This is a genomic window from Streptomyces carminius (assembly GCF_002794255.1).
Classification (GTDB): Bacteria; Actinomycetota; Actinomycetes; order Streptomycetales; family Streptomycetaceae; genus Streptomyces; species Streptomyces carminius.
In genome coordinates, this window is sequence record NZ_PGGW01000067.1 from 192875 (window position 1) to 212915 (window position 20041).

At 73.7% G+C, this 20041-nt stretch carries 24 protein-coding genes; 16 read left to right on the top strand and 8 right to left on the bottom strand.

What is annotated here, in order from left to right; translation table 11 throughout:
- Positions 1 to 387: 387 nt before the first annotated feature.
- Positions 388 to 1248 (bottom strand): 3-hydroxybutyryl-CoA dehydrogenase, encoded by an 861-nt coding sequence (locus CUT44_RS25200; RefSeq protein ID WP_100204223.1) that lies wholly within the window; start codon positions 1246 to 1248, stop codon positions 388 to 390.
- Positions 1249 to 1679: 431 nt separating this feature from the next.
- Between CUT44_RS25200 and CUT44_RS25205 the strand changes: the two genes are divergently transcribed.
- Complete coding sequence (locus tag CUT44_RS25205) at positions 1680 to 2957, top strand: glycoside hydrolase family 10 protein (protein WP_100204224.1); 1278 nt, start codon at positions 1680 to 1682, stop codon at positions 2955 to 2957.
- Positions 2958 to 2988: 31 nt separating this feature from the next.
- Here the strand turns inward: CUT44_RS25205 and CUT44_RS25210 are convergent, their stop codons facing one another.
- Positions 2989 to 3189: a DUF1918 domain-containing protein gene (locus CUT44_RS25210; RefSeq protein ID WP_100204225.1), complete on the bottom strand. Its 201-nt coding sequence runs from the start codon at positions 3187 to 3189 to the stop codon at positions 2989 to 2991.
- Between the two features lie 218 nt (positions 3190 to 3407).
- Here CUT44_RS25210 and CUT44_RS25215 point away from each other — a divergent pair, with 218 nt between their 5' ends.
- Both CUT44_RS25215 and CUT44_RS25220 read left to right on the top strand, forming a co-directional pair.
- Positions 3408 to 3827: a GNAT family N-acetyltransferase gene (locus CUT44_RS25215; protein ID WP_100204226.1), complete on the top strand. Its 420-nt coding sequence runs from the start codon at positions 3408 to 3410 to the stop codon at positions 3825 to 3827.
- A 117-nt stretch (positions 3828 to 3944) separates the two neighbouring features.
- Positions 3945 to 4526 carry a histidine phosphatase family protein gene (locus tag CUT44_RS25220; RefSeq protein WP_100204459.1) on the top strand — a complete coding sequence of 194 codons (582 nt, stop codon included), beginning with the start codon at positions 3945 to 3947 and terminating at the stop codon, positions 4524 to 4526.
- 67 nt (positions 4527 to 4593) lie between these two features.
- Here the strand turns inward: CUT44_RS25220 and CUT44_RS25225 are convergent, their stop codons facing one another.
- A complete protein-coding gene (locus tag CUT44_RS25225) occupies positions 4594 to 5343 on the bottom strand; it encodes a MerR family transcriptional regulator (protein WP_100204460.1) in 750 nt (249 codons plus the stop codon).
- Between the two features lie 284 nt (positions 5344 to 5627).
- Here CUT44_RS25225 and CUT44_RS25230 point away from each other — a divergent pair, with 284 nt between their 5' ends.
- The 7 genes from CUT44_RS25230 to CUT44_RS25260 all read left to right on the top strand — a co-directional run bounded on the left by CUT44_RS25230 (position 5628) and on the right by CUT44_RS25260 (position 11670).
- Entirely contained in the window at positions 5628 to 5888 is a 261-nt protein-coding gene (locus tag CUT44_RS25230) for a hypothetical protein (protein ID WP_100204227.1), read from the top strand.
- Positions 5889 to 6238: 350 nt separating this feature from the next.
- Entirely contained in the window at positions 6239 to 7267 is a 1029-nt protein-coding gene (gene argC / locus CUT44_RS25235; RefSeq protein WP_100204228.1) for an N-acetyl-gamma-glutamyl-phosphate reductase, read from the top strand.
- A gap of 79 nt (positions 7268 to 7346) precedes the next feature.
- Entirely contained in the window at positions 7347 to 8498 is a 1152-nt protein-coding gene (gene argJ, locus CUT44_RS25240) for a bifunctional glutamate N-acetyltransferase/amino-acid acetyltransferase ArgJ (RefSeq protein WP_100204229.1), read from the top strand.
- The gene (gene argB / locus CUT44_RS25245) at positions 8495 to 9427 is read left to right on the top strand and encodes an acetylglutamate kinase (RefSeq protein WP_100204230.1); all 933 of its coding nucleotides are present in this window, start codon (positions 8495 to 8497) and stop codon (positions 9425 to 9427) included. Before argJ ends, argB begins: the two co-directional genes overlap by 4 nt.
- Positions 9424 to 10659: an acetylornithine transaminase gene (locus tag CUT44_RS25250; protein ID WP_100204231.1), complete on the top strand. Its 1236-nt coding sequence runs from the start codon at positions 9424 to 9426 to the stop codon at positions 10657 to 10659. The genes argB and CUT44_RS25250 overlap by 4 nt, the downstream gene beginning before the upstream one ends.
- Positions 10660 to 10667: 8 nt before the next feature.
- Positions 10668 to 11225 carry an arginine repressor gene (locus CUT44_RS25255; protein WP_100204232.1) on the top strand — a complete coding sequence of 186 codons (558 nt, stop codon included), beginning with the start codon at positions 10668 to 10670 and terminating at the stop codon, positions 11223 to 11225.
- Positions 11226 to 11274: 49 nt separating this feature from the next.
- A complete protein-coding gene (locus CUT44_RS25260) occupies positions 11275 to 11670 on the top strand; it encodes a VOC family protein (RefSeq protein WP_100204233.1) in 396 nt (131 codons plus the stop codon).
- Here the strand turns inward: CUT44_RS25260 and CUT44_RS25265 are convergent.
- The 3 genes from CUT44_RS25265 to CUT44_RS25275 all read right to left on the bottom strand — a co-directional run bounded on the left by CUT44_RS25265 (position 11667) and on the right by CUT44_RS25275 (position 13576).
- Positions 11667 to 12236: a GNAT family N-acetyltransferase gene (locus tag CUT44_RS25265; RefSeq protein ID WP_100204234.1), complete on the bottom strand. Its 570-nt coding sequence runs from the start codon at positions 12234 to 12236 to the stop codon at positions 11667 to 11669. The two genes, CUT44_RS25260 and CUT44_RS25265, sit on opposite strands and share 4 nt — an antisense overlap.
- A gap of 138 nt (positions 12237 to 12374) precedes the next feature.
- Positions 12375 to 12923: a GNAT family N-acetyltransferase gene (locus CUT44_RS25270; protein WP_408646794.1), complete on the bottom strand. Its 549-nt coding sequence runs from the start codon at positions 12921 to 12923 to the stop codon at positions 12375 to 12377.
- Between the two features lie 53 nt (positions 12924 to 12976).
- Positions 12977 to 13576: a pyridoxamine 5'-phosphate oxidase family protein gene (locus tag CUT44_RS25275; protein WP_100204461.1), complete on the bottom strand. Its 600-nt coding sequence runs from the start codon at positions 13574 to 13576 to the stop codon at positions 12977 to 12979.
- A 45-nt stretch (positions 13577 to 13621) separates the two neighbouring features.
- Between CUT44_RS25275 and CUT44_RS33215 the strand changes: the two genes are divergently transcribed.
- The 4 genes from CUT44_RS33215 to CUT44_RS33220 all read left to right on the top strand — a co-directional run bounded on the left by CUT44_RS33215 (position 13622) and on the right by CUT44_RS33220 (position 16147).
- Positions 13622 to 13786, top strand: a complete 165-nt coding sequence (locus tag CUT44_RS33215; RefSeq protein WP_158239666.1) for a hypothetical protein — start codon at positions 13622 to 13624, stop codon at positions 13784 to 13786.
- A gap of 251 nt (positions 13787 to 14037) precedes the next feature.
- Positions 14038 to 15519 (top strand): argininosuccinate lyase, encoded by a 1482-nt coding sequence (gene argH, locus CUT44_RS25280; RefSeq protein ID WP_100204236.1) that lies wholly within the window; start codon positions 14038 to 14040, stop codon positions 15517 to 15519.
- A 278-nt stretch (positions 15520 to 15797) separates the two neighbouring features.
- Positions 15798 to 15941: a SapB/AmfS family lanthipeptide gene (locus tag CUT44_RS32550; RefSeq protein ID WP_102248713.1), complete on the top strand. Its 144-nt coding sequence runs from the start codon at positions 15798 to 15800 to the stop codon at positions 15939 to 15941.
- Between the two features lie 32 nt (positions 15942 to 15973).
- Positions 15974 to 16147 (top strand): SapB/AmfS family lanthipeptide, encoded by a 174-nt coding sequence (locus CUT44_RS33220; RefSeq protein ID WP_158239667.1) that lies wholly within the window; start codon positions 15974 to 15976, stop codon positions 16145 to 16147.
- Positions 16148 to 16236: 89 nt separating this feature from the next.
- Here CUT44_RS33220 and CUT44_RS25285 read toward each other — a convergent pair whose 3' ends face one another.
- Positions 16237 to 16983, bottom strand: coding sequence for a bleomycin resistance protein (locus tag CUT44_RS25285; protein ID WP_100204237.1), 747 nt, complete (start codon positions 16981 to 16983; stop codon positions 16237 to 16239).
- Positions 16984 to 17068: 85 nt separating this feature from the next.
- Complete coding sequence (locus CUT44_RS25290) at positions 17069 to 17749, bottom strand: lysophospholipid acyltransferase family protein (RefSeq protein ID WP_100204238.1); 681 nt, start codon at positions 17747 to 17749, stop codon at positions 17069 to 17071.
- A 282-nt stretch (positions 17750 to 18031) separates the two neighbouring features.
- Here CUT44_RS25290 and CUT44_RS25295 point away from each other — a divergent pair, with 282 nt between their 5' ends.
- Both CUT44_RS25295 and CUT44_RS25300 read left to right on the top strand, forming a co-directional pair.
- A complete protein-coding gene (locus CUT44_RS25295; RefSeq protein ID WP_408646795.1) occupies positions 18032 to 19177 on the top strand; it encodes a glycerophosphodiester phosphodiesterase in 1146 nt (381 codons plus the stop codon).
- Positions 19178 to 19403: 226 nt separating this feature from the next.
- Positions 19404 to 19961 (top strand): sigma-70 family RNA polymerase sigma factor, encoded by a 558-nt coding sequence (locus tag CUT44_RS25300; RefSeq protein WP_100204240.1) that lies wholly within the window; start codon positions 19404 to 19406, stop codon positions 19959 to 19961.
- The last annotated feature ends 80 nt before the right edge of the window (positions 19962 to 20041 follow it).

Consider the following 20041-nt stretch of genomic DNA (forward strand, 5'->3'; position numbering starts at 1 on the left):
TACGACGGCCGTACCGCCGCAGCACGCGGCAGCGGGGTGCCCCGGAATCCCGGGGCACCCCGCTGCCGCGTGCTGCGCCGTCCGTGCCCGGCCGGGGGGCACGGCTCCTCCGTGCCCCCCGGGGAGCCCCGGGGCATGCCGGAGCACGGGCGTCGAGCCCGGCAGCGGCCCGCCCCGGGACGCGGAGGAACCCTCACCGCCGTGCTCTCCGCGGCCGGCGGGAAGGCCGCCGGTCTCCGGGCCCGGCCTGACCGGTCCCTCCGCCGAACGCACGGCCGGGGTGCCGTCGGTGGCGGCCCGGCGCCGTCGCCGGGGGAGACCGGTCACGGGTCCCGCACCGGCCGGGGCGTGGAGCGGGCCCGCGTTCCGCCGTGGCGGCCCCGGCCCTCAGCCGTAGGCGTAGAACCCGGCGCCCGTCTTGCGGCCCAGCCGGCCGGCGTCGACCATCCGCTGGAGCAGCGGCGGGGCGGCGTACAGTGGCTCCTTGTACTCCTCGTACATCGAGTACGCGACCGAGGCGACGGTGTCCAGACCGATCAGGTCGGCCAGCTTGAGCGGGCCCATGGGATGGGCGCAGCCCAGCTCCATGCCGTTGTCGATGTCCTCGCGGCCGGCGATGCCCGTCTCGTACATCCGGATCGCGGAGAGCAGATACGGGATCAGCAGCGCGTTGACCACGAAGCCGGAACGGTCCTGGGCGCGGATGGCGTGCTTGCCGAGCACCTCGCCCACCAGGGCCTCGGTCCGGGCGAGGGTGTCGTCGGAGGTGGTCAGCGCGGGGATCAGCTCCACCAGTTTCTGCACCGGTGCCGGATTGAAGAAGTGGATGCCGATCACCCGGTCCGGGCGGGCGGTGGCCACGGCCAGCTTCACCAGGGGGATGGAGGAGGTGTTGGAGGCCAGGATCGCGTCCGGGCGGGTCACCACCTGGTCGAGGATCTGAAAGATCTCGATCTTGACCTGCTCGTTCTCCACGACCGCCTCGATCACCAGATCGCGGTCGGCGAACTCGCCCAGATCGGTGGTGAAGGCCAGCCGCTCCAGGGTGGCGTCACGCTCCGCCTCGTCGAGCTTGCCGCGTCCGGCGGCCCGGTCCAGGGAGTTCACCAGCCGGGTACGGCCTATCTCCAGGGCGTCGCCGGTGGTCTCGGCGACCAGGACCTGCAGCCCGGCCCGTGCGCAGACCTCGGCGATCCCCGCGCCCATCTGGCCGCAGCCCACCACTCCGACGCGTTCGATGTCGGTCACCTCGTGCCTTTCGCCGATCTACGGGTCCGTGACGCCGCCCGTACGGTTCCGGCCGCGGCGCCTCGCGGCACGACGTTACCGGTCTCCGGCGGGCAGCGGGCCGGGCGGGGTCCGTGCGGTCCCGCCCGGCACGGGCAGCCGTCTCGCCGGGGCGGCGGGTGCTCCTGGTGGAGCCGCCCCCGTCCACCCCGGACGGGCGCCTCCTCTCCGGGCAAGTTCCCCCGAACGGGCGGCGCGTACGGTGAACCAGCGAGTAAGAGCGCTTCCAGGCGTCCGCGGCGGGGATGCTGGTGGCCGAACGGTGTTCGTGCAGGAGTCCCGCCCGCAGGCCGTGGCCCGGGGAAGAGAGCGCCTGCCCGCCTGGTGCGGGCCGGTTGCCCGTCCCCCGCCCGGGCCCCGTGATCGGGTGGGGCACGTCGGCAGGAGGCGACATGGGGCGGTTCTCCCGGAGGACCTTCGGGGTGGCGGCGGCCGGTGTCCTCGCGGGCGCGCTGCCCGCGGGAGACGGGGCCGCGTCGGCCCGGGAGGCGGCAGCCGCGTCGGCCCGGGAGGCGGCGGACGCGCACGACGGCCGCGCGCCGCGGCCCGAGTTGCGCGGGATGTGGGTGGCGACCGTCGCCAACCTCGACTGGCCCGCCCGCCCGGGACTGCCCGCCGCCGAGCAGCGCGCCCAACTGCTGGCCCATCTCGACGAGGCGGTCGAGCGCCGTCTCAACACGGTGATCCTCCAGGTGCGGCCCACGGCGGACGCGCTGTGGCCCTCGCCCCACGAGCCGTGGTCGGAGTACCTCACCGGCGTCCAGGGCCGGGACCCGGGCTGGGATCCGCTGGGCACCGCCGTGCGCGAGGCGCACCGGCGCGGGCTGGAACTGCACGCCTGGTTCAACCCGTACCGGGTGGCCAACCACACCGACCCGGGCCGGCTGGCCGCGGGCCATCCCGCCCGGCGGCACCCGGAATGGGTGGTTCCCCACGGCGGGAAGCTCTACTACAACCCGGGGCTGCCCCAGGTCCGGAGCTTCGTGCAGACCGCGATGTTCCACGCGGTCGAGCGCTACGACGTCGACGGCATGCACTTCGACGACTACTTCTACCCGTACCCGGCGGCGGGCGGTTCCTTCGACGACGACGCCGCGTACGAGCGGTACGGCGGCGGCTTCCCGGACCGGGCCGCCTGGCGGCGGCACAACATCGACCTGCTGGTCCGTGAGACCGGAGAACGGCTGAGGCGGACCAGGCCGGGGGTGCGTTTCGGGGTCAGTCCCTTCGCCGTGTGGCGCAACAAGGACACCGACCCGGCCGGCTCCGACACCCGCGCGGGCGTGCAGACGTACGACGACCTGCACGCCGACACCCGCGGGTGGGTGCGGAAGGGCTGGATCGACTACATCGCGCCGCAGGTCTACTGGAACATCGGCTTCGCCGCCGCCGACTACGCCAGGCTGGTGCCCTGGTGGGCCGGCGTGGTGCGGGGCACCGGGGTGGACCTGTTCGTCGGGGAGGCGCTGTACAAGGTGGCCGACCCGGCCCAGGGAGCGGCCTGGCACGACCCGGCCGAGCTCTCCCGCCATGTGGCGCTGTGCCGGAGACATCCGGAGGTGGGCGGCAACATCTACTTCTCGGCCGAGCACGTCGCCGCGGACCCGAACGGGGCGATGACCCGGGTGGTGGAGGACCACTACCACCACCGGGTCGAACCGCCCCACTGAGGACCGGGCCCGGCACTCTCGCCCGGCCTTCTCACCCGGTCCGGGGCCGGTCGTGGTGTCGTACCACGGAGTCGGGTCCCGGCGACATCACCGTCTCGTGGCCGTCCTCGAAACGCACCCGGTACGGCGGCTCGCCGTCCGCCCCGAGCACCTCGACGATCTCCGCGATCCTGTCGTGCTGCCCCACGGTCCTGCCGTGCACCAGCAGCAGGTCTCCCTCGTTCGCCCGCATCAGGGAACACTCCCATCCGTTGTCGGTGTCACCGGCGTGGCCGGTTTCATCGCTTATGTCCGTATGTCCGATTCTAGGGCCGACCGGGCGGCCCGGCGTCCGGCGGACGGCCGCCCGTACTCCGCCGCCGGGGCGGACGCGGCCACGGCACCCGGGCGGTGGAGCCGCGGGCCCGAAAACCGGTCGCCCTCCGCCGCCGCGGGTGCCAGGCTCCCGCCATGCCCACCCCGTACGAGATCTCCACCGACCCCACCCGCCTCGATGCCGCCCGCGTCCACCACTGGCTGTCCACCGACGCCTACTGGGCGCTCGGCCGCAGTCGTGAGACACAGGACCGGGCCATCGCCGGATCGCTCAACTTCGGGGCGTACGACCCGGGCACCGGCGAACAGGCGGGCTACGCGCGGGTGATCACCGACCGCGCCACCTTCGCCTGGCTCTGCGACGTCTACGTGACCCCCGCCGCCCGCGGCCGGGGCCTGGGCAGGGCGCTGGTCGAGGCCGTGTGCGACCACCTGGAGCCGTACGGGCTGCGCCGGACGCTGCTGGCCACCCACGACGCGCACGGACTGTACGAAAGGGCCGGTTTCCGCCCGCTGGAGCGCCCCGGGCACTGGATGGCCCGCGAGACGCGGTGAGCTCGCGGCGGCTCCGCGGTGCACCACGGCGGATGCACGGTGAACGCACCCGGACGGCCGAAAAAGGCCGCGGGCCGGGTATCGGACAACCGCCTCCGGCGGACCTACGATCCAGTGATGCACCTCCGGATCACGCTGGTCGCCGCCGCCCGCAGTTCCTCCCTGCTGGACGAGCGGTTCGACGAGGACCGGCCCCTGGCCGCCGCCGGCTGGCAGGAGGCCGAGCGGGCCATCCCGGCATACGCGCATCTGGCGGGCGCGGAACTGCGCTACTGCTCGCCCACCATGCGGTGCCGGGAGACCGGGGACGCCCTCGGACTGCGCCCCATCGCCCAGCCCGCGCTGCGCGACTGCGACATGGGCCGCTGGCGCGGCCGCACCTTCCAGGAGGTCGCCGCGAGCGAGCCGCGGGCCGTGGACGCCTGGCTCGCCGACCCCCATGCCGGCCCGCACGGCGGCGAGTCGCTGTTCTCCTTCATCCTGCGGATCGGCGACTGGCTGGACACCCGGCCGGCCGACGGCGGCGAGCAGGGCGGTGCCCTGATCGCCGCCGTGGTGGAGCCGACGGTGCTGCGCGCGGCCGTGGTCTATGCCCTGAAGGCGCCGCCGCACACCTACTGGCGCGTCGACGCCCATCCGCTGTCGTCGGTCACCCTGACCGGACGGGCGGGCGACTGGATGCTGAGCATGGACCACTGAGCACGGGTCGCTGAGCACGGGCCGCCGGGCGCGGATGCCCGGCGCGGGCCGCCACGCCCCACCGGGGTCAGAGCTCGCGCTCGGCGTAGGCCGCCATCGCGTCCCGGACGAAGGCCGCCGTGCCCTCGCCATGCCGGTCGTAGTGTGCGGCGAAGCGCGGATCGTCGGTGTACATCCGGCCCAGGCCGGTGAACGCCTCGGCGGTCGGACGCCCGCCCTGCCAGCCGGCGGACACCCATGCGCAGTGCCGCCGGGTGATCTCCAGCACCTCGTCGCTGTCCGGCGCGAGGCCGTCGCGGTGGGCCCGGGCGAAGTCGCGGGCGATGTCGAGCTGCTGTCGCTGGAACCCCTCCCGCTCCTCCCGGGACCGCGAGCGCCACCAGCGGTCACCCCGCTCGTAGGCCTCGCGCCCCCAGCGCTCGGTCACCTCGTCCTTGTGGCGGGTGTGGTCGAACCCGCCGAGCACCTCGTCAGGCATCAGAGGCTCTCCTCCTTCCAGTTTGGCCAGGGTCCTGCGCACCGAATCGATCTGCCGCCCCAGCCGCTCCCGCTCCTGTTCGAGCAGCCTCAGATGGGTCCGCAGCGCGGCGGTCTCGTCCCGCTGCCCGTCGAGGGCGTCGGAGACGGCGGCCAGCCCCAGACCGAGCTCGCGCAGCAGCAGGATCCGCTGGAGCCGCAGCAGGGCGTGCTCGTCGTAGTAGCGGCGTCCGCCGTGTCCGACGCGGCTGGGGCGCAGCAGGCCGATGGCGTCGTAGTGACGCAGCGTGCGGCTGGTGGTCCCGGCCGCACGGGCGATCTCCTGGATGGACCACTCCACCGTCATCGTCTGGGGCCTTTCGATCCGCCGGTGGAAACGACGCTAGAGGTTTCCGCAGCGTCAACTTCAACCCGCCGTGAAACGGCCTCCCGTGGCTTCCCGCCGTTCTCGCCCTCCGCTTCCCCGGAGTGCTGCGCGGGAGGTTGCTCCGGCGGGAGCACGCGCGGGCAGGCCGGGCCCGGGAACGTAGGATGGGGCGCCCGCCGGGGGCAGCGGGACCTCTCCCGCCGAAGGTGCCCTCCGCGCACACCGGATGGTGCCGGTCGACCGATGGAGGGACTGCCATGACCGCCGAGGCCACGGACAGTCCGGCTTCCCTCTACGGGGTCGTCTCACTCGTTCTCGGAGCCGTCGCCCTGGTCGCCGCGGTGTTCGTGGGCTACGCCGGTGTTGCGATCCCGCTGCTGTGCGGCAGCCTCGCCGTCACTTTCGCGACCCTCGGCCTGGTCAAGCGGTCCAACCGCGGCCAGTGCGTCATCGGCCTGGTCACCGGCGGTCTCGCCGTGCTCTGGCTGGTCCTCTTCCTGGCCGCCTTCGGCGGCTGACGCCCTGCCGCCCCGGGCCGTTCGCGCCCGTGGGGCGACGGAACGCGAGCGCCTCCCGGCCCGCCGCACGGCGCTGCCCGGCAAGGTGCCCCGCAGTCGAGAACAGGACGGTACCCGCGGCCGCCGGGACGCTTCCGTGCGCCACCGCTCACCGCTCACCGCTCACCGGTGCCGGGGCGCCGCCGCCCGGCACCGGCGGCAGCCGTCCGCGGCGGCGGGCACCGTGTCCCACCGGCTCACCGCGGAACCAGGGGCCGCCGGCCCGGCACGGCGCCATGGATCGGGCCAGGCGAGCTGTTGCATAAATCTTCCCTCATTTGTATAGTCATGCCATCGATGAGGAGGGAACGATGGCGGTGCGAGCGGCGGTGGCGGGGGCGAGCGGCTATGCGGGGGGTGAACTCCTGCGCCTGCTGGCCGGACATCCCGAGGTCGAGATCGGTGCGCTGACGGGCAACTCCAACGCGGGACGCCGGCTGGGCGAGCTCCAGCCGCATCTGGCGCCGCTGGCCGACCGGGTGCTGGAACCCACCACGGCCGAGGTGCTGGGCGGCCACGACGTGGTGTTCCTGGCGCTGCCGCACGGCCAGTCCGCGGCGGTCGCCGAGCAGCTCGGCGACGAGGTGCTGGTCGTCGACTGCGGTGCCGACTTCCGGCTGCGGGACGCGGGGGACTGGGAGCGCTTCTACGGCAGCCCGCACGCAGGCACCTGGCCGTACGGCCTTCCCGAGCTGCCGGGGGCCCGCGAGGCGCTGACGGGGTCCCGGCGCGTCGCGGTCCCCGGCTGTTATCCGACGACCGTGTCGCTGGCGCTGTTCCCGGCCTTCGCGGCCGGCCTGGTCGAGCCGGACGTGGTGGTGGTCGCGGCCACCGGCACCTCCGGGGCGGGCAAGGCGCTCAAGCCCCACCTGCTGGGCAGCGAGGTGATGGGCTCGATGAGCCCGTACGGCGTCGGGGGCGGCCACCGGCACACCCCGGAGATGGTCCAGAACCTCTCGGCCGTCGCGGGCGAGCGGGTGACCGTCTCCTTCACCCCCACCCTCGCCCCGATGTCGCGCGGCATCCTCGCCACCTGCACCGCGAAGGCGAAGCCGGGGCTGGACGCCGGCCGGCTGCGCGAGGCGTACGCCAAGGCGCTGGCCGCGGAGCCGTTCGTGCGCCTGCTGCCGGAGGGGCAGTGGCCCTCCACGGCGGCGGTGTACGGCTCCAACACGGTGCTGCTCCAGGTCGCCCACGACGAGGCGGCCGGCCGCCTCATCGCCATCGGCGCCCTGGACAACCTCACCAAGGGCACCGCGGGCGGCGCGGTGCAGAGCATGAACATCGCCCTCGGCATCCCCGAGGAGACCGGACTGCCGGTGACCGGGGTCGCCCCGTGAACGGGCTCCGCACGACGGACGGCGGCGGGACGGACGGGACAGGCGGGACAGGCGGGGACGGGATGAACGGAGAGACGCAGTGAGCGTGACCGCGGCGAAGGGATTCACGGCGGCGGGCATCGCCGCCGGAATCAAGGAGAACGGCAACCCCGACCTTGCCCTGGTCGTCAACAACGGGCCGCGCCTGGCCGCCGCCGGCGTGTTCACCGCCAACCGGGTGAAGGCCGCACCGGTCCTGTGGTCCGAGCAGGTCCTCAAGGGGGGCCTGGTCTCGGCGGTCGTCCTCAACTCCGGCGGCGCCAACGCCTGCACCGGCCCGCTCGGCTTCCAGGACACCCACACCACCGCCGAGAAGGCCGCCGAGGTGCTCGGCCACAACGCCGGCGAGGTGGCCGTGGCCTCCACCGGCCTGATCGGCATCCGGCTGCCGATGGACAGGCTGCTGCCGGGCGTCGAACGGGCCGCCGGTGAACTCTCCGAACACGGCGGGGAGAAGGCCGCCCTCGCCATCAAGACCACCGACACCGTGCACAAGACCGCCGTCGCCGGGGGCGAGGGCTGGACCGTGGGCGGTATGGCCAAGGGCGCGGGAATGCTCGCCCCCTCGCTGGCCACCATGCTGGTGGTCCTGACCACCGACGCCGACGTCGACTCCCCGGGCCTGGACGCGGCGCTGCGCGAGGCCACCCGCACCACCTTCGACCGGATCGACTCCGACGGCTGCCTGTCCACCAACGACACCGTGCTGCTGCTCGCCTCCGGGGCCTCCGGGATCACTCCCGGCGAGGCGGAGTTCACCGAGGCGGTACGGGCCGTCTGCGCCGATCTGGCCCGGCAGCTCATCGGCGACGCCGAGGGCGCCTCCAAGGACATCCGCATCGAGGTCGTGAACGCGGCCAGCGAGGACGACGCCGTGGAGGTCGGCCGCTCCATCGCCCGCAACAACCTCCTCAAGTGCGCCGTCCACGGCGAGGACCCCAACTGGGGGCGGGTGCTCTCCGCCATCGGCACCACCTCCGCCGTCTTCGAGCCCGACCGGCTGAACGTCGCCATCAACGGCGTGTGGGTGTGCAAGGGCGGCTCCGTCGGCGAGGACCGCGAACTGGTCGACATGCGCTACCGCGAGGTGGTCATCACCGCCGACCTGGCCGCGGGCGACGCCTCCGCCGTCGTCTGGACCAACGACCTCACCGCCGACTACGTCCACGAGAACAGCGCCTACTCGTCATGAGCACACGCAGGCACAAGGTTCTGCCCAAGGCCGAGATCCTCATCGAGGCACTGCCCTGGCTGACCCGCCACCACGGGAAGACCGTGGTCATCAAGTTCGGCGGCAACGCCATGGTCGACGAGGACCTGAAGGCGGCCTTCGCCCAGGACGTGGTCTTCCTGCGGCACGCCGGTCTCAAGCCCGTCGTCGTCCACGGCGGCGGGCCGCAGATCAGCGCCCACCTCGACAGGCTGGGCCTGGTCAGCGAGTTCAAGGCCGGACTGCGGGTCACCACCGACGAGGCCATGGACGTGGTCCGGATGGTGCTGGCCGGCCAGGTGCAGCGCGAGCTGGTCGGCCTGCTCAACCGGCACGGGCCGCTGGCCGTCGGCATGACCGGCGAGGACGCGCACACCATGACCGCCACCAAGCGCTACGCGCACATCGACGGCGAGCGGGTGGACATCGGCCGGGTCGGCGAGATCACCGAGGTCGACGCGGGTGCCGTCCAGGCGCTGCTGGACGACGGCCGCATCCCGGTGATCTCCTCCATCGCCCGCAGCGCCGACGACGGACACGTCTACAACATCAACGCCGACACCGCCGCCGCCGCCCTGGCCGCCGCGCTGGGCGCGGAGACGCTGATGGTCCTCACCGACGTCGAGGGTCTCTACGAGGACTGGCCCCACAGCGACGACGTGATCAGCCGGCTCACCGCGAGGGAGCTGGAGAGGCTGCTGCCGGATCTGGCCAGCGGCATGGTCCCCAAGATGGAGGGCTGCCTGTACGCCGTGCGCAACGGCGTGCGGACCGCCCGCGTCATCGACGGACGCGTCCAGCACTCCATCCTGCTGGAGATCTTCACCGACGAGGGCATCGGGACCATGGTCGTGCCCGACGAGGACCGGGACGGCGGCCAGGACGGCGACGAGGGGAAGGACAGGGCATGACCGCCCACGACAGCGACAGCACCGCGGAGTCCGGCAACTCCGGCAACGCAGCGCTCACCCGGCGCTGGCAGCGGACGCTGATGGACAACTACGGCACCCCGCGCATCCCGATCACCCACGGCGAGGGCGCCCGGCTGTGGGACGCCGACGGCAGGGAGTACCTGGACTTCGTCGGCGGCATCGCCGTCAACTCGCTCGGCACCGGGCACCCGGCGGTCGTCCGCGCCGTCTCCGACCAGATCGCCCTGCTGGGCCACGTCTCCAACCTCTTCGTCGCCGAACCGCCGGTCGCCCTGGCCGAACGGCTGCTGCGGCTCTTCGGCCGGCCCGGGCGCGTCTACTTCTCCAACTCCGGCGCGGAGGCCGTGGAGGCCGCCTTCAAGATCGGCCGCCGGACCGGCCGTACGCACCTGGTCGCCACCCACGGCGGTTTCCACGGCCGCACCATGGGGGCGCTGGCGCTGACCGGGCAGCCCGGCAAGCGGGACCCCTTCCTGCCGCTGCCCGGCGAGGTCACCCATGTCCCCTACGGCGACGCCGACGCGCTGCGGGCGGCCGTCACCGGGGAGACCGCCCTGGTGATCCTGGAGCCGGTCCAGGGCGAGAGCGGTGTGATCGTGCCGCCCGAGGGCTATCTGGCCGCGGCCCGGGAGATCACCGCCGCCACCGGCACCCTGCTGGTGCTCGACGAGGTCCAGACGGGCATCGGGCGCACCGGCCACTGGTTCGCCTGCCAGGCCGAGGGCGTCGAGCCCGATGTGGTCACCCTCGCCAAGGGGCTGGGCGCCGGGCTGCCCATCGGTGCCACGGTCGCCTTCGGGGAGGCCGCCGAGCTGCTGACGCCCGGCCAGCACGGCTCCACCTTCGGCGGCAACCCGGTGGCCTGCGCGGCGGCGCTGGCGGTACTGGACACCATCGAGTCCGAAGGGCTCCTCGACCATGTCAAGCGGGTCGGGAACCGGCTGCGCGACGCGGTGTGGGCGCTCGGCCACCCGCTGGTGGACCAAGTCCGCGGCGCCGGGCTGCTGCTGGGTATCGTACTGACCGAGCCCGTCGCGCCCCGGGTGCAGCAGGCCGCCCAGGACGCTGGCCTCCTGGTGAACGCGTGCGCCCCGGACGTCATCCGGCTCGCCCCGCCGCTGATCATCAGTGAGGACGAGGCGGACACCCTGGTCCGCGCACTTCCCGCCGTTCTCGACACCGTCGACGGGACCCGACGAGCCGGAGACTGAACGAAACCATGAGCGAGGCGCAGGCAGGAAACAACGGTGGCCCGGCCGTACCCCACACGCGTACCGCCCGGCACCGCCGGATCGTGGAGATCCTGGGCCGCGAACCGGTCCGTTCCCAGAGCCAGCTCGCCAAACTCCTGGCCGACGACGGGCTGAGCGTCACCCAGGCGACGCTCAGCCGGGACCTCGACGAGCTGGGCGCGGTGAAGATCCGCAACACCGGCGGCGAGTTGATCTACGCCGTCCCCGGCGAGGGCGGCGACCGCACGCCCCGGGCACCGCTGGGGGAGTCCGCCAGCGAGGCGCGGATGGCGCGGCTGGCCGGCGAACTCCTCATCTCCGCCGAGGCCTCGGCCAATCTGGTGGTGCTGCGCACCCCGCCCGGCGCCGCCCAGTTCCTGGCCTCGGCCATCGACCAGGCGGAGGTCCACGACATCATCGGCACCATCGCGGGCGACGACACCCTGCTGCTGATCAGCCGTCACCCCACGGGCGGCCAGGCGCTGGCCGACCACCTGCTGCGGCTGGCCCAGAACTCCCCGGCACCGCGGCACCCGCACCGCTGAGACGGTGATGCGGGCGGACAACCGCCCGCGCGGCGCTAGCCTGACCGGCATGGCGACGATCAGGCAGATATCGCTGGGCGTGAGCGACGACCGGCGGGCGGGCGAGTTCTGGCGGCGGGCACTGGGATACGTACGGCGGCCGCCGCGTTACGCGGGGGACGACTGGATCGTCCTGGAGCCTCCGCCGGGAGTGCCCGGCGCCGCGCTCGCCATGGACGTGAGCGAGAGTCCCGCGAGGGAGTTCCCCCGGGTCCACCTCGACCTCGACGCGGGGGACCGCGAACTGGACGAGGAGGTCGGGCGTCTGGTCGCCCTGGGGGCCCGGCGCGTCGACTGGCGGCACTATCCGGAGGAGCCGGAGCCCGGGACCCGGCCGTATGTCGTCCTGGAGGACACCGAGGGCAACCGGTTCTGCGTCGAGGGGCGGCGGGCCGGGGACGGCTAGGAGCCGGCTCCGCCCCACCCCCGCCCGGTCCGCCACTCCTCGCCCAGCAGCGCCCAGACCTGCAGGTCTTGGCGTCGGCCGCCCATGGCGAACACGCTGCGCAGGGTGCCCTCGTACGTCATGCCCAGCCGCTTCGCCACCGCGATGCTGGGGCCGTTGGCGGGGGAGACCAGCCACTCCACCCGTGCGATGCCGCGGTCGCCGACGGCCCAGTCGATCATGCGGTGGGCGGCGGTGGTGACCAGCCCGCGCCCCTGGGCCTCGGGCGCCAGCCAGGCGCCCAGCTCGCAGGAGCCCTCCCGGACGTCGAAGAGCCGGAACATCATGCCGCCGACGAGCGCGCCGCCGAGCCGGATGCCGTACAGCCGGCCCCGGTCGGCGGCCTGCTCGTCCGCGTAGCGCTGGAGGAAGGCCCGGGCGGAGGCGGTGTCGGTGACGGAGTGCGCCCACGGCAGCCAGGGCGTCAGATGGTCGCGCACCCGGTCGGTGTACGCGGCCAGCTCGGCCGCCTGCCACGGCTCCAGGGGGCACAGTGCGGCGCCGTCGCCGAGCGGGGTGCTGAGCATGGGGCCTCCTCCGGGGGTCTTCCGGGCGCACCGGAACCGGGGAGGCGGGCGGCGGCGCCGCGGGGAGCGGACGGGCCGCCACCGTAACCGGCCCCGCCGCCCCCGACCACCGGATTCCTCCGGGTACCGGACCGTGTGTCAGCCGGGCCGCTTGTGGAAGAGGGTGGTGGGCCGCAGTACGCCCTCGGTGTCGGCGGCGTAGTCGGGGATGGTGCCCGCCTCGGTCCAGCCGGCCGAGCGGTAGAGGCGCTCGGCCGGGCTGCCGGTCTGGGTGTCCAGGACCAGCAGGGTGATGCCCGAGGCGGCCGCCGCCCGCTCGGCCGCCGCCAGCAGCCGTCGCCCCAGCCCCCGGCCGCGCGCCCGCCGGTGCACGACCAGCTTGGCGAGCTCGGCGCGGTGGCGGCCGTTGGGCATGCCGCCCGTCCGCAGCTGCACGGTGCCGGTGATCCGCCCGTCGCCGTCCCGGGCGGCCCACACCGCCGTCCGCCCGTCGGCCACCTCGGGGGCCAGGCTCTCCCACCAGGCCGCGATGCCCGCCCGGTCGGCGGGGGCGAGGAAGCCGATCGAGGAGCCGCCGGCGACGGCGTCGCACACCAGCTCGGTGAGCCCGTCGCGGGCGGCGGGGAACTCGGCGGCCGACAGCCGGGTGATCACCGGTGTGGAGCTGTTCGCATGTTCGGTTCGCACCGCCTGATGAAACCGCCCCGTCCGGCCCGCCGCAAGACCGTTTCGCCTGCCGGTCACACGGGATCGGCGGCGGGGGTCGGCGGCAGGGGCAGCGGAAGGCCGGGAAGGCCGTCGATGCTGGTGGCGATGTGCTCCTTGGAGCGGAAGTACGCGTCGAGGCTCTCGTCGTCCTCCCGGGCGAACCGTGAGCCGTGCAGCGGGCGCTCCTCCTCGTACGTCATCAGGGGGACGGCGAATCCGCAGGTGTCGCGGATCAGCTCGGCGGTGACCACGATGATCGCGCGCAGCCCGTGCCGGGTGTGGTCGATGCCGGGGAAGTGGGCGACCAGCTCCTTCCAGCGCGGATCGTCGCGGAAGACGGGCTCGCCGCGGCCGTGGACGCGCACGATGTTCGGCGGGCCGGAGAAGGCGCACCACATCAGGGTGATCCGGCCGTTCTCCCGCAGATGGGCGACGGTCTCGGCGTTGGAGCCGGCGAAGTCCAGGTAGGCGACGGTGCGTTCGTCGAGAACGGCGAAGGAGCCCCTCAGTCCCTTGGGGGAGAGGTTCACGGTGCCGTCGGCGGACAGCGGCGCGGTGGCGGTGAAGAAGACAGGCTGCTCCTCGATGAACTTCCGCAGCCGGCCGTCGATGTGTTCGTAGGTCTTTCCCATGACCGGCATGATTCCCCAGCCGCCGTGCGCGCGACAGGGGTTCCGGTGCGGGCTGAAGCCGTGGCGGACGACAGGACGCACCGCGTGGACGTACGGCTGGGCCGGGTCCACGAGGAGGCCGGCCCCGGCGACGGCCGGCGGGTGCTGGTGACGGCCGCCCGCCGCCGCGCCGGACGGCTCCGTGCCGTGCCGACCCGTGCTGTGCGTTGACGAATCATGCGGCGAGGCGCATAATTATGCGAGTCGCCGCATGGGTCGTGCGCATGGACGGTGAGGAGCCCCCGTGGCGGAGCACGCCGTACTCGCCCGTTCCGGTGGCCCGGACACCTCCGTCCGCATCGGCCGGACCGCCGGGGCCCCTGGCACGGGCGGCGGGACCACCGGCCCGGAGCCGGAACGGTGACCTCGCGGTCCGCCCGGCCGCGCACGCGGCACATCCACCACCCGCACGAGGAGTCCCGATGACCAACGGCCCGCAGACCCCCACCCCCGCCGCGGGCGGCGACGTACGGCTGTGGGGCGGCAGGTTCGCCGACGGACCGGCCGAGGCGCTGGAGAGGCTCTCCGCCTCCGTCCACTTCGACTGGCGGCTGGCCCCCTACGACATCGCCGGGTCGCGGGCGCACGCGAAGGTGCTGCACGCCGCCGGGCTGCTCACCGCCGGGGAACTGGAGGAGATGCTCGCCGGGCTCGACCGGCTGGCGGCCGACGTCGCCGACGGCTCCTTCACCGGCACCGTCGCCGACGAGGACGTGCACACCGCCCTGGAGCGCGGGCTGCTGGAGCGCCTCGGCCCGGAGCTGGGCGGCAAGCTGCGCGCCGGACGCTCCCGCAACGACCAGGTGGCCACGCTGTTCCGGATGTACCTGCGCGACCACGCCCGGATCATCGGCGGTCTGCTCGCCGACCTGAACGAGGCGCTGGTCGCCCTGGCCGAGGCCCACCCGGACGTGGCTATGCCCGGCCGCACCCACCTCCAGCACGCCCAGCCGGTCCTCTTCGCCCACCATGTCCTCGCCCACGTCCAGGCCCTGTCCCGGGACGCCGAGCGGCTTCGGCAGTGGGACGCCCGTACCGCCGTCTCACCCTACGGCTCCGGTGCGCTGGCCGGCTCCTCGCTCGGCCTGGACCCGCGGGCCGTCGCCGCCGACCTGGGCTTCGAGCACGGCTCGGCGGCCAACTCCATCGACGGCACCGCCTCGCGCGACTTCGTCGCCGAGTTCGCCTTCATCACCGCGATGATCGGGGTCGACCTGTCCCGGATCGCCGAGGAGATCATCATCTGGAACACGAAGGAGTTCTCCTTTGTGACCCTCCATGACGCCTTCTCCACCGGCTCCTCGATCATGCCGCAGAAGAAGAACCCGGACATCGCCGAGCTGGCGCGCGGCAAGTCCGGGCGGCTCATCGGCAACCTCACCGGTCTGCTGGCCACCCTCAAGGCGCTGCCGCTGGCGTACAACCGCGACCTGCAGGAGGACAAGGAGCCCGTCTTCGACTCCTGCGACCAGCTGGAGGTGCTGCTTCCGGCGTTCACCGGGATGATGGCCACCCTCACCGTCAACCGGGAACGGATGGCCGAACTGGCCCCGGCCGGCTTCTCGCTGGCCACCGACATCGCCGAGTGGCTGGTCAAGCGGGGCGTGCCGTTCCGCGAGGCGCACGAGGTCGCGGGGGAGTGCGTCAAGGTCTGCGAGGCGGCCGGGATCGAACTGGACCAGCTCACCGACGAGCAGTTCGCGAAGATCTCCCCGCATCTGACACCCGAGGTCCGCACCGTGCTGAGCGTCCCCGGGGCGCTGGCCGCCCGCGACGGGCGCGGCGGCACCGCGCCGTCGGCCGTCGCCGTCCAGCTCGCCGAGGTGAGGGATGACCTGGCCCGGCAGCGGGCCTGGGCGGACGCGGCCCCGGGCGGCGGGGCGCGGGCGACCGGGGGCCGGTGAGGAACACCCCGCCGCCGGCCGGTGGCCGGGCCGACCGGACGTGCCCGCGCCGTCCGCTCCGGACCTGACACGGCGGCGCGGCGAACCGCGGGACGGCCACCTCCGGCCCGGGGGCGACCGCCCGCGTTCCCGGGCCGCCCGTCCGTCCGGTACAGGGTGTGAGTGACACGTTACGGGCGCCGGCCGGCGGGGCAGACGGCGGATGACACGCCGTGGACGACTGTCGGCGGTGTCAGACCGGCCGGGTACGGCCGGAAAACGACAAGGAGAAACCGGACATGAGAGAAGAGCTGTGCCTGTACGACTTACAGGTGCTGGAGAGCGCCGACGAGCCGGGCGACCGGGCCCCGGCGGCGGGCGACAGCAGCCACAGCATCCTGTGCGAACCCCACTCCGCCCTGTCCCTGATCATCTGCGGCTGACGGCCGGCCACCGGACCTGAGGAGAAGCGGAGATGGCCGAACGACCCGAACCGATCCTGTACGACCTGCAGACACTGGAGTGCTCCGGACCGGTGGACTCGTGGGGCCGGGCGGCGGACACGGCCGCCCAGAGCATGACGAGTCTGATCATGTGCGACCACTGCTCCGGGCTGTCCGTCCTGCTGTGCGACCCGAGCTGTCCCTGAGCCTCCGTCGTACGTATGGTCCGCCCGCGTCCGTCACGGACCGCGGCGGACGCGGGGCCGGGAGCCCGGCCCCGCGTCCGCCCCCCGTCTCACTCCCGCAGCTCCGCCGGCCGGGCCAGGTCGTCGCGTACCGCCTCCCGCTCGTCGGCGGTGAGGCCGTCGGCCGAAGCCCTCTTCAGCAGGGCCGCCTCCCGCTCCGGGGCACCGAGCCGCCGCGCGAGATCGCCGCGCAGCACCAGCAGCCGCAGCAACTGCACGGGAGTGGGCCGCTGTGCGGGGACGGTCCCCCGGCCCGCCGCTCCTTCCGCAGCCCCGGCCCCGTCCGCCGCCAGCGCCCGGTCGAGGATCCGCGCGGCGGTCTCGGGGTCCTGCCGGGAGTCGGCGAGCAGCGTCGCCGACTGCAGGACGCGGGCGAACCTCTCCCGGGGCGCGGGCGGGTGGCGGAGGTCGCCGCCGGTCCGCTGTCCGATACGCAGGCAGTTGCCGCCGGGGTCGGACACCAGGAACTGCCGTGTCCCACAGGGCATGTCCTTCACCGGGCCGATCCGGGGCAGCCCGCGGGACGGGACCTTCCCGTAGGACTCCTTCAGCCCGGCGCGGAAGGCGGCGTACAGGGCGTCCACGTCGTCGGTGGCGATGTGGCAGGTGCTGTACGACCGGGCGGGGTCGTACCGCTTCATGCCGAAGAAGTGCAGTTCGATGCCGCCGCGTGCGACGACGGCGTACGGATTGGGGCTCCGCTGCTCGAAGGTGGTCTCGAAGCCGAGCGCGGCATAGAAGCCGAGCACCGGCGGGAGGGTGCGGCACGGCAGGATCGGTGTCGTGGTCTCGGTCATGCCACCACACTAGTAAAAGTTGATTAGTTGGGGAAAGGAGAACCGGCGGAAGCGGTGCCCCGCCCCCGCCGGTTCTCCGCGCGGTTCAGGCCGCCTTGGCCTTGGTGGCGTAGACGTCCACGTACTCCTGGCCGGACAGCCGCATCACATGGCTCATCACCTCGTCGGTCACGGCCCGCAGCACATAGCGGTCGCGGTCCATGCCCTCGTAGCGCGAGAAGTCCAGCGGCTCACCGAAGCGGACGGTGATCCGGCGGCCCGGACCGACCCGGGGCAGCCCGCTGCCGCCCGGCTGGACGCGGTCGGTGCCGATCATCGCGAACGGGACCACCGGCGCGCCGGTCATCAGCGCCAGCCGGGCGATGCCGGTGCGGCCGCGGTACAGCCGGCCGTCGGGGGAACGGGTGCCCTCCGGGTAGATGCCGAAGATCCTGCCCTCCTCCAGCACCCGGCGGCCGGTCATCAGCGCGGCCACGCCGCCGCGCCCGCCGTCGCGGTCCACGGGGATCATGCCGGCCCCGGTGAAGAACCAGGCCATCAGCCGGCCCTTGAGGCTGGTGCCGGTCACGTACTCGTCCTTGCCGATGAAGAAGACCTGCCGGTCGACGACGAGCGGGAGGATCATCGAGTCGATGAAGGTGAGATGGTTTCCGGCCAGGATCACCGGACCGCTCCCCGGAATGCGCCCGGCCCCGTGGACCCGCGGCCGGAACAGCACGCGCAGCAGCGGGCCCAGCAGCGCCTTGATGAGCAGGAAACGGGACAACATGCCCTCCGGTCGTGATGGTCGGTACGCGCACCCGCGCAGGTGGTGACGATACTCGCGTTCCCCGGCGGAGCGCGCGCCGGGCTTCTCCACGGATCCCCGGGAACGGGGTGTTTCCCCAGCCGTTCGTGCCGCGTTCCGCCCGCGGTCTCCTGGCCGAAAAGGACGCACGCCTACCATGCGCGGGTTCCGTCGCCCGCCGGGCACGGAACGGATACGTGCGGGTGGTCGGGTGCGGGGACCGCGGGCGGCCGCCACAGACGGGTGAGAGGAAGAATGCCCATGGGACAGGTGCAGCGGCCGGGCCGCAGAACCGTACTGGGAGCGGCGGCGCTGGGCGCGGGGACGGCGGCGCTGGGCGGTACCGCCGTTGCGGCGGAGCGGGACGGTGACCGGGGGCGCGGACGCGGGGGCCGGCTGCCGGTGCCCGCCGTCATCGCCCACCGGGGCGCCTGCGGTTACCGGCCCGAGCACACCATGGGGGCGTACGAACTCGCCCTCGCCATGGGCGCGGACGTCATCGAACAGGACGTGGTCCCCACCCGGGACGGCCATCTGGTGTGCCGTCACGAGAACGACATCACCGACACCACGGACGTGGCCGGCCACCCGGAGTTCGCCGGCCGCAGGACGACGAAGACGGTGGACGGCACCCGGCTCACCGGCTGGTTCACCGAGGACTTCACCCTCGCCGAGCTGAAGACCCTCCGCGCCGTCGAGCGCATCCCCGGCACCCGCCCTCACAACACCCTCTACGACGGCCGCTGGACGGTGCCCTCCCTGGCGGAGGTGCTGGCCTGGGCGGAACGCGCGGGCCGCGAGCGCGGCCGGCCGGTGTGGCTGCACATCGAGACCAAGCACCCGAGTTACTTCCGGAAGCTGGGTCTGGGCCTGGAGGAGCCGCTGGCGCGGCTGCTGCGACGGTACGGGCGGCACCGCGCCGGCTCCCCGACGTTCCTGCAGTCCTTCGAGCCGGGCAGCATGCGGCGGATGAGCGAACTGGTGGACACCCCGCGCGTGGTGCTGCTGTCGTCGGCCTCCTCCCGGCCATGGGACTTCACCGAGTCCGGCGACCCGCGCACCGTGGCCGACCTGGTCACGCCCGCCGGACTGCGGTGGATCTCCCGCTTCGCCCAGGGCATCGGCCCCACCCTCGACCTGGTGATCCCCCGGGACGGCGAGGGCCGGCTGGGCGAGCCCACCTCCCTGGTGCGCGACGCCCACGCCCGGGGCCTGGTGCTCCACCCGTACACCCTGCGCAACGAGAACCGCTTCCTGCCGGCCGGCTTCCGCCGCGGTACCGACCCCGACGCCTACGGGGACGCCTTCGGCGCCCTGCGGACGTACTTCGCCACCGGTATCGACGGCATCTTCACCGACCACCCGGACACGGCGCTGCTGGCCGCCGTGGACTTCCGCCGGGACTGACCCGGCCGACCGGGACACGGCAGGGCCCGGACAGGTGGCGCGCCGGCCGCCGGTGCGCCCCCCTTCAGGGTGATCATCGGCGGCCGGCGCAACCGGCCGGCCATGGGCGGCGGTCCGGACAGCCGTGATCCCGCACGACTCACGGCCCGGTCCGCCCGACGGCCCGCACCGCCTCCCGCGGTCCTTCCCGCCGCCCCTCGCGGTGTCCTTCCCGCCGCCCCTCGCGGTGTCCTTCCCGCCGCCCCTCCCGGCGGATCTCCACCCCCTGCTGGCGGCCGAGTGCGCCGCGGAGGCGGCGGGCCCGGGAATCGAACCGGCCGATCTGGAACAGGCCGTGTGGCTGCGCTGGCTGGAACACGGCCGGACGGCCGGGGTGCCGCCCCACCCGGCCCGCTGGCTGCGGGCGGCGGTACGGGCCGAGGTCCGTGCCGCGCGCCGCAGGGCCCGGCGCGAGGTGGCCTACGACCCGGTGGCGGGCGGCTCCGCGAACGGTACGGCGGACGGCGTCGCGCACGGCACCGGAGCCGACGGGCCGGAGGACCGGGCCCTGCGCGCGGAGCGGCTGCGGTCCCTGCGCACGGCGATCGGGCGGCTGCCCGGACGGTGCCCCGAACTGCTCACCGCGCTGCTGTCGCACCGGAACCCCACCTACCGGGAAGTGGCCCGTGAGTTGGGAATCTCACAGGGCAGTCTCGGACCGATTCGTTCCCGTTGCGTCGGTTGCCTGCGCACAATGCTCACGACGGAGGTTGCGCTCCCCGAAGACCGGGGAAGGGTGCGGTAAACCACCGGCGTCATCAGGGTAGACAGTTCGGGTGCGCGACCCTCGTTCCACACGTGCGCCCGGACACGACCATCCAGAGG

Excerpts from the sequence above, each read along its gene's own strand:
- CUT44_RS25205 (WP_100204224.1), top strand. The coding sequence starts at position 1,680 with ATGGGGCGGTTCTCCCGGAGGACCTTCGGGGTGGCGGCGGCCGGTGTC.
- CUT44_RS25210 (WP_100204225.1), bottom strand. The coding sequence starts at position 3,189 with ATGCGGGCGAACGAGGGAGACCTGCTGCTGGTGCACGGCAGGACCGTG.
- CUT44_RS25215 (WP_100204226.1), top strand. The coding sequence starts at position 3,408 with ATGCCCACCCCGTACGAGATCTCCACCGACCCCACCCGCCTCGATGCC.
- CUT44_RS25220 (WP_100204459.1), top strand. The coding sequence starts at position 3,945 with ATGCACCTCCGGATCACGCTGGTCGCCGCCGCCCGCAGTTCCTCCCTG.
- CUT44_RS25230 (WP_100204227.1), top strand. The coding sequence starts at position 5,628 with ATGACCGCCGAGGCCACGGACAGTCCGGCTTCCCTCTACGGGGTCGTC.
- argC (WP_100204228.1), top strand. The coding sequence starts at position 6,239 with ATGGCGGTGCGAGCGGCGGTGGCGGGGGCGAGCGGCTATGCGGGGGGT.
- argB (WP_100204230.1), top strand. The coding sequence starts at position 8,495 with ATGAGCACACGCAGGCACAAGGTTCTGCCCAAGGCCGAGATCCTCATC.
- CUT44_RS25250 (WP_100204231.1), top strand. The coding sequence starts at position 9,424 with ATGACCGCCCACGACAGCGACAGCACCGCGGAGTCCGGCAACTCCGGC.
- CUT44_RS25255 (WP_100204232.1), top strand. The coding sequence starts at position 10,668 with ATGAGCGAGGCGCAGGCAGGAAACAACGGTGGCCCGGCCGTACCCCAC.
- CUT44_RS25260 (WP_100204233.1), top strand. The coding sequence starts at position 11,275 with ATGGCGACGATCAGGCAGATATCGCTGGGCGTGAGCGACGACCGGCGG.
- CUT44_RS25265 (WP_100204234.1), bottom strand. The coding sequence starts at position 12,236 with ATGCTCAGCACCCCGCTCGGCGACGGCGCCGCACTGTGCCCCCTGGAG.
- CUT44_RS25275 (WP_100204461.1), bottom strand. The coding sequence starts at position 13,576 with ATGGGAAAGACCTACGAACACATCGACGGCCGGCTGCGGAAGTTCATC.
- argH (WP_100204236.1), top strand. The coding sequence starts at position 14,038 with ATGACCAACGGCCCGCAGACCCCCACCCCCGCCGCGGGCGGCGACGTA.
- CUT44_RS32550 (WP_102248713.1), top strand. The coding sequence starts at position 15,798 with ATGAGAGAAGAGCTGTGCCTGTACGACTTACAGGTGCTGGAGAGCGCC.
- CUT44_RS33220 (WP_158239667.1), top strand. The coding sequence starts at position 15,974 with ATGGCCGAACGACCCGAACCGATCCTGTACGACCTGCAGACACTGGAG.
- CUT44_RS25285 (WP_100204237.1), bottom strand. The coding sequence starts at position 16,983 with ATGACCGAGACCACGACACCGATCCTGCCGTGCCGCACCCTCCCGCCG.
- CUT44_RS25295 (WP_408646795.1), top strand. The coding sequence starts at position 18,032 with ATGGGACAGGTGCAGCGGCCGGGCCGCAGAACCGTACTGGGAGCGGCG.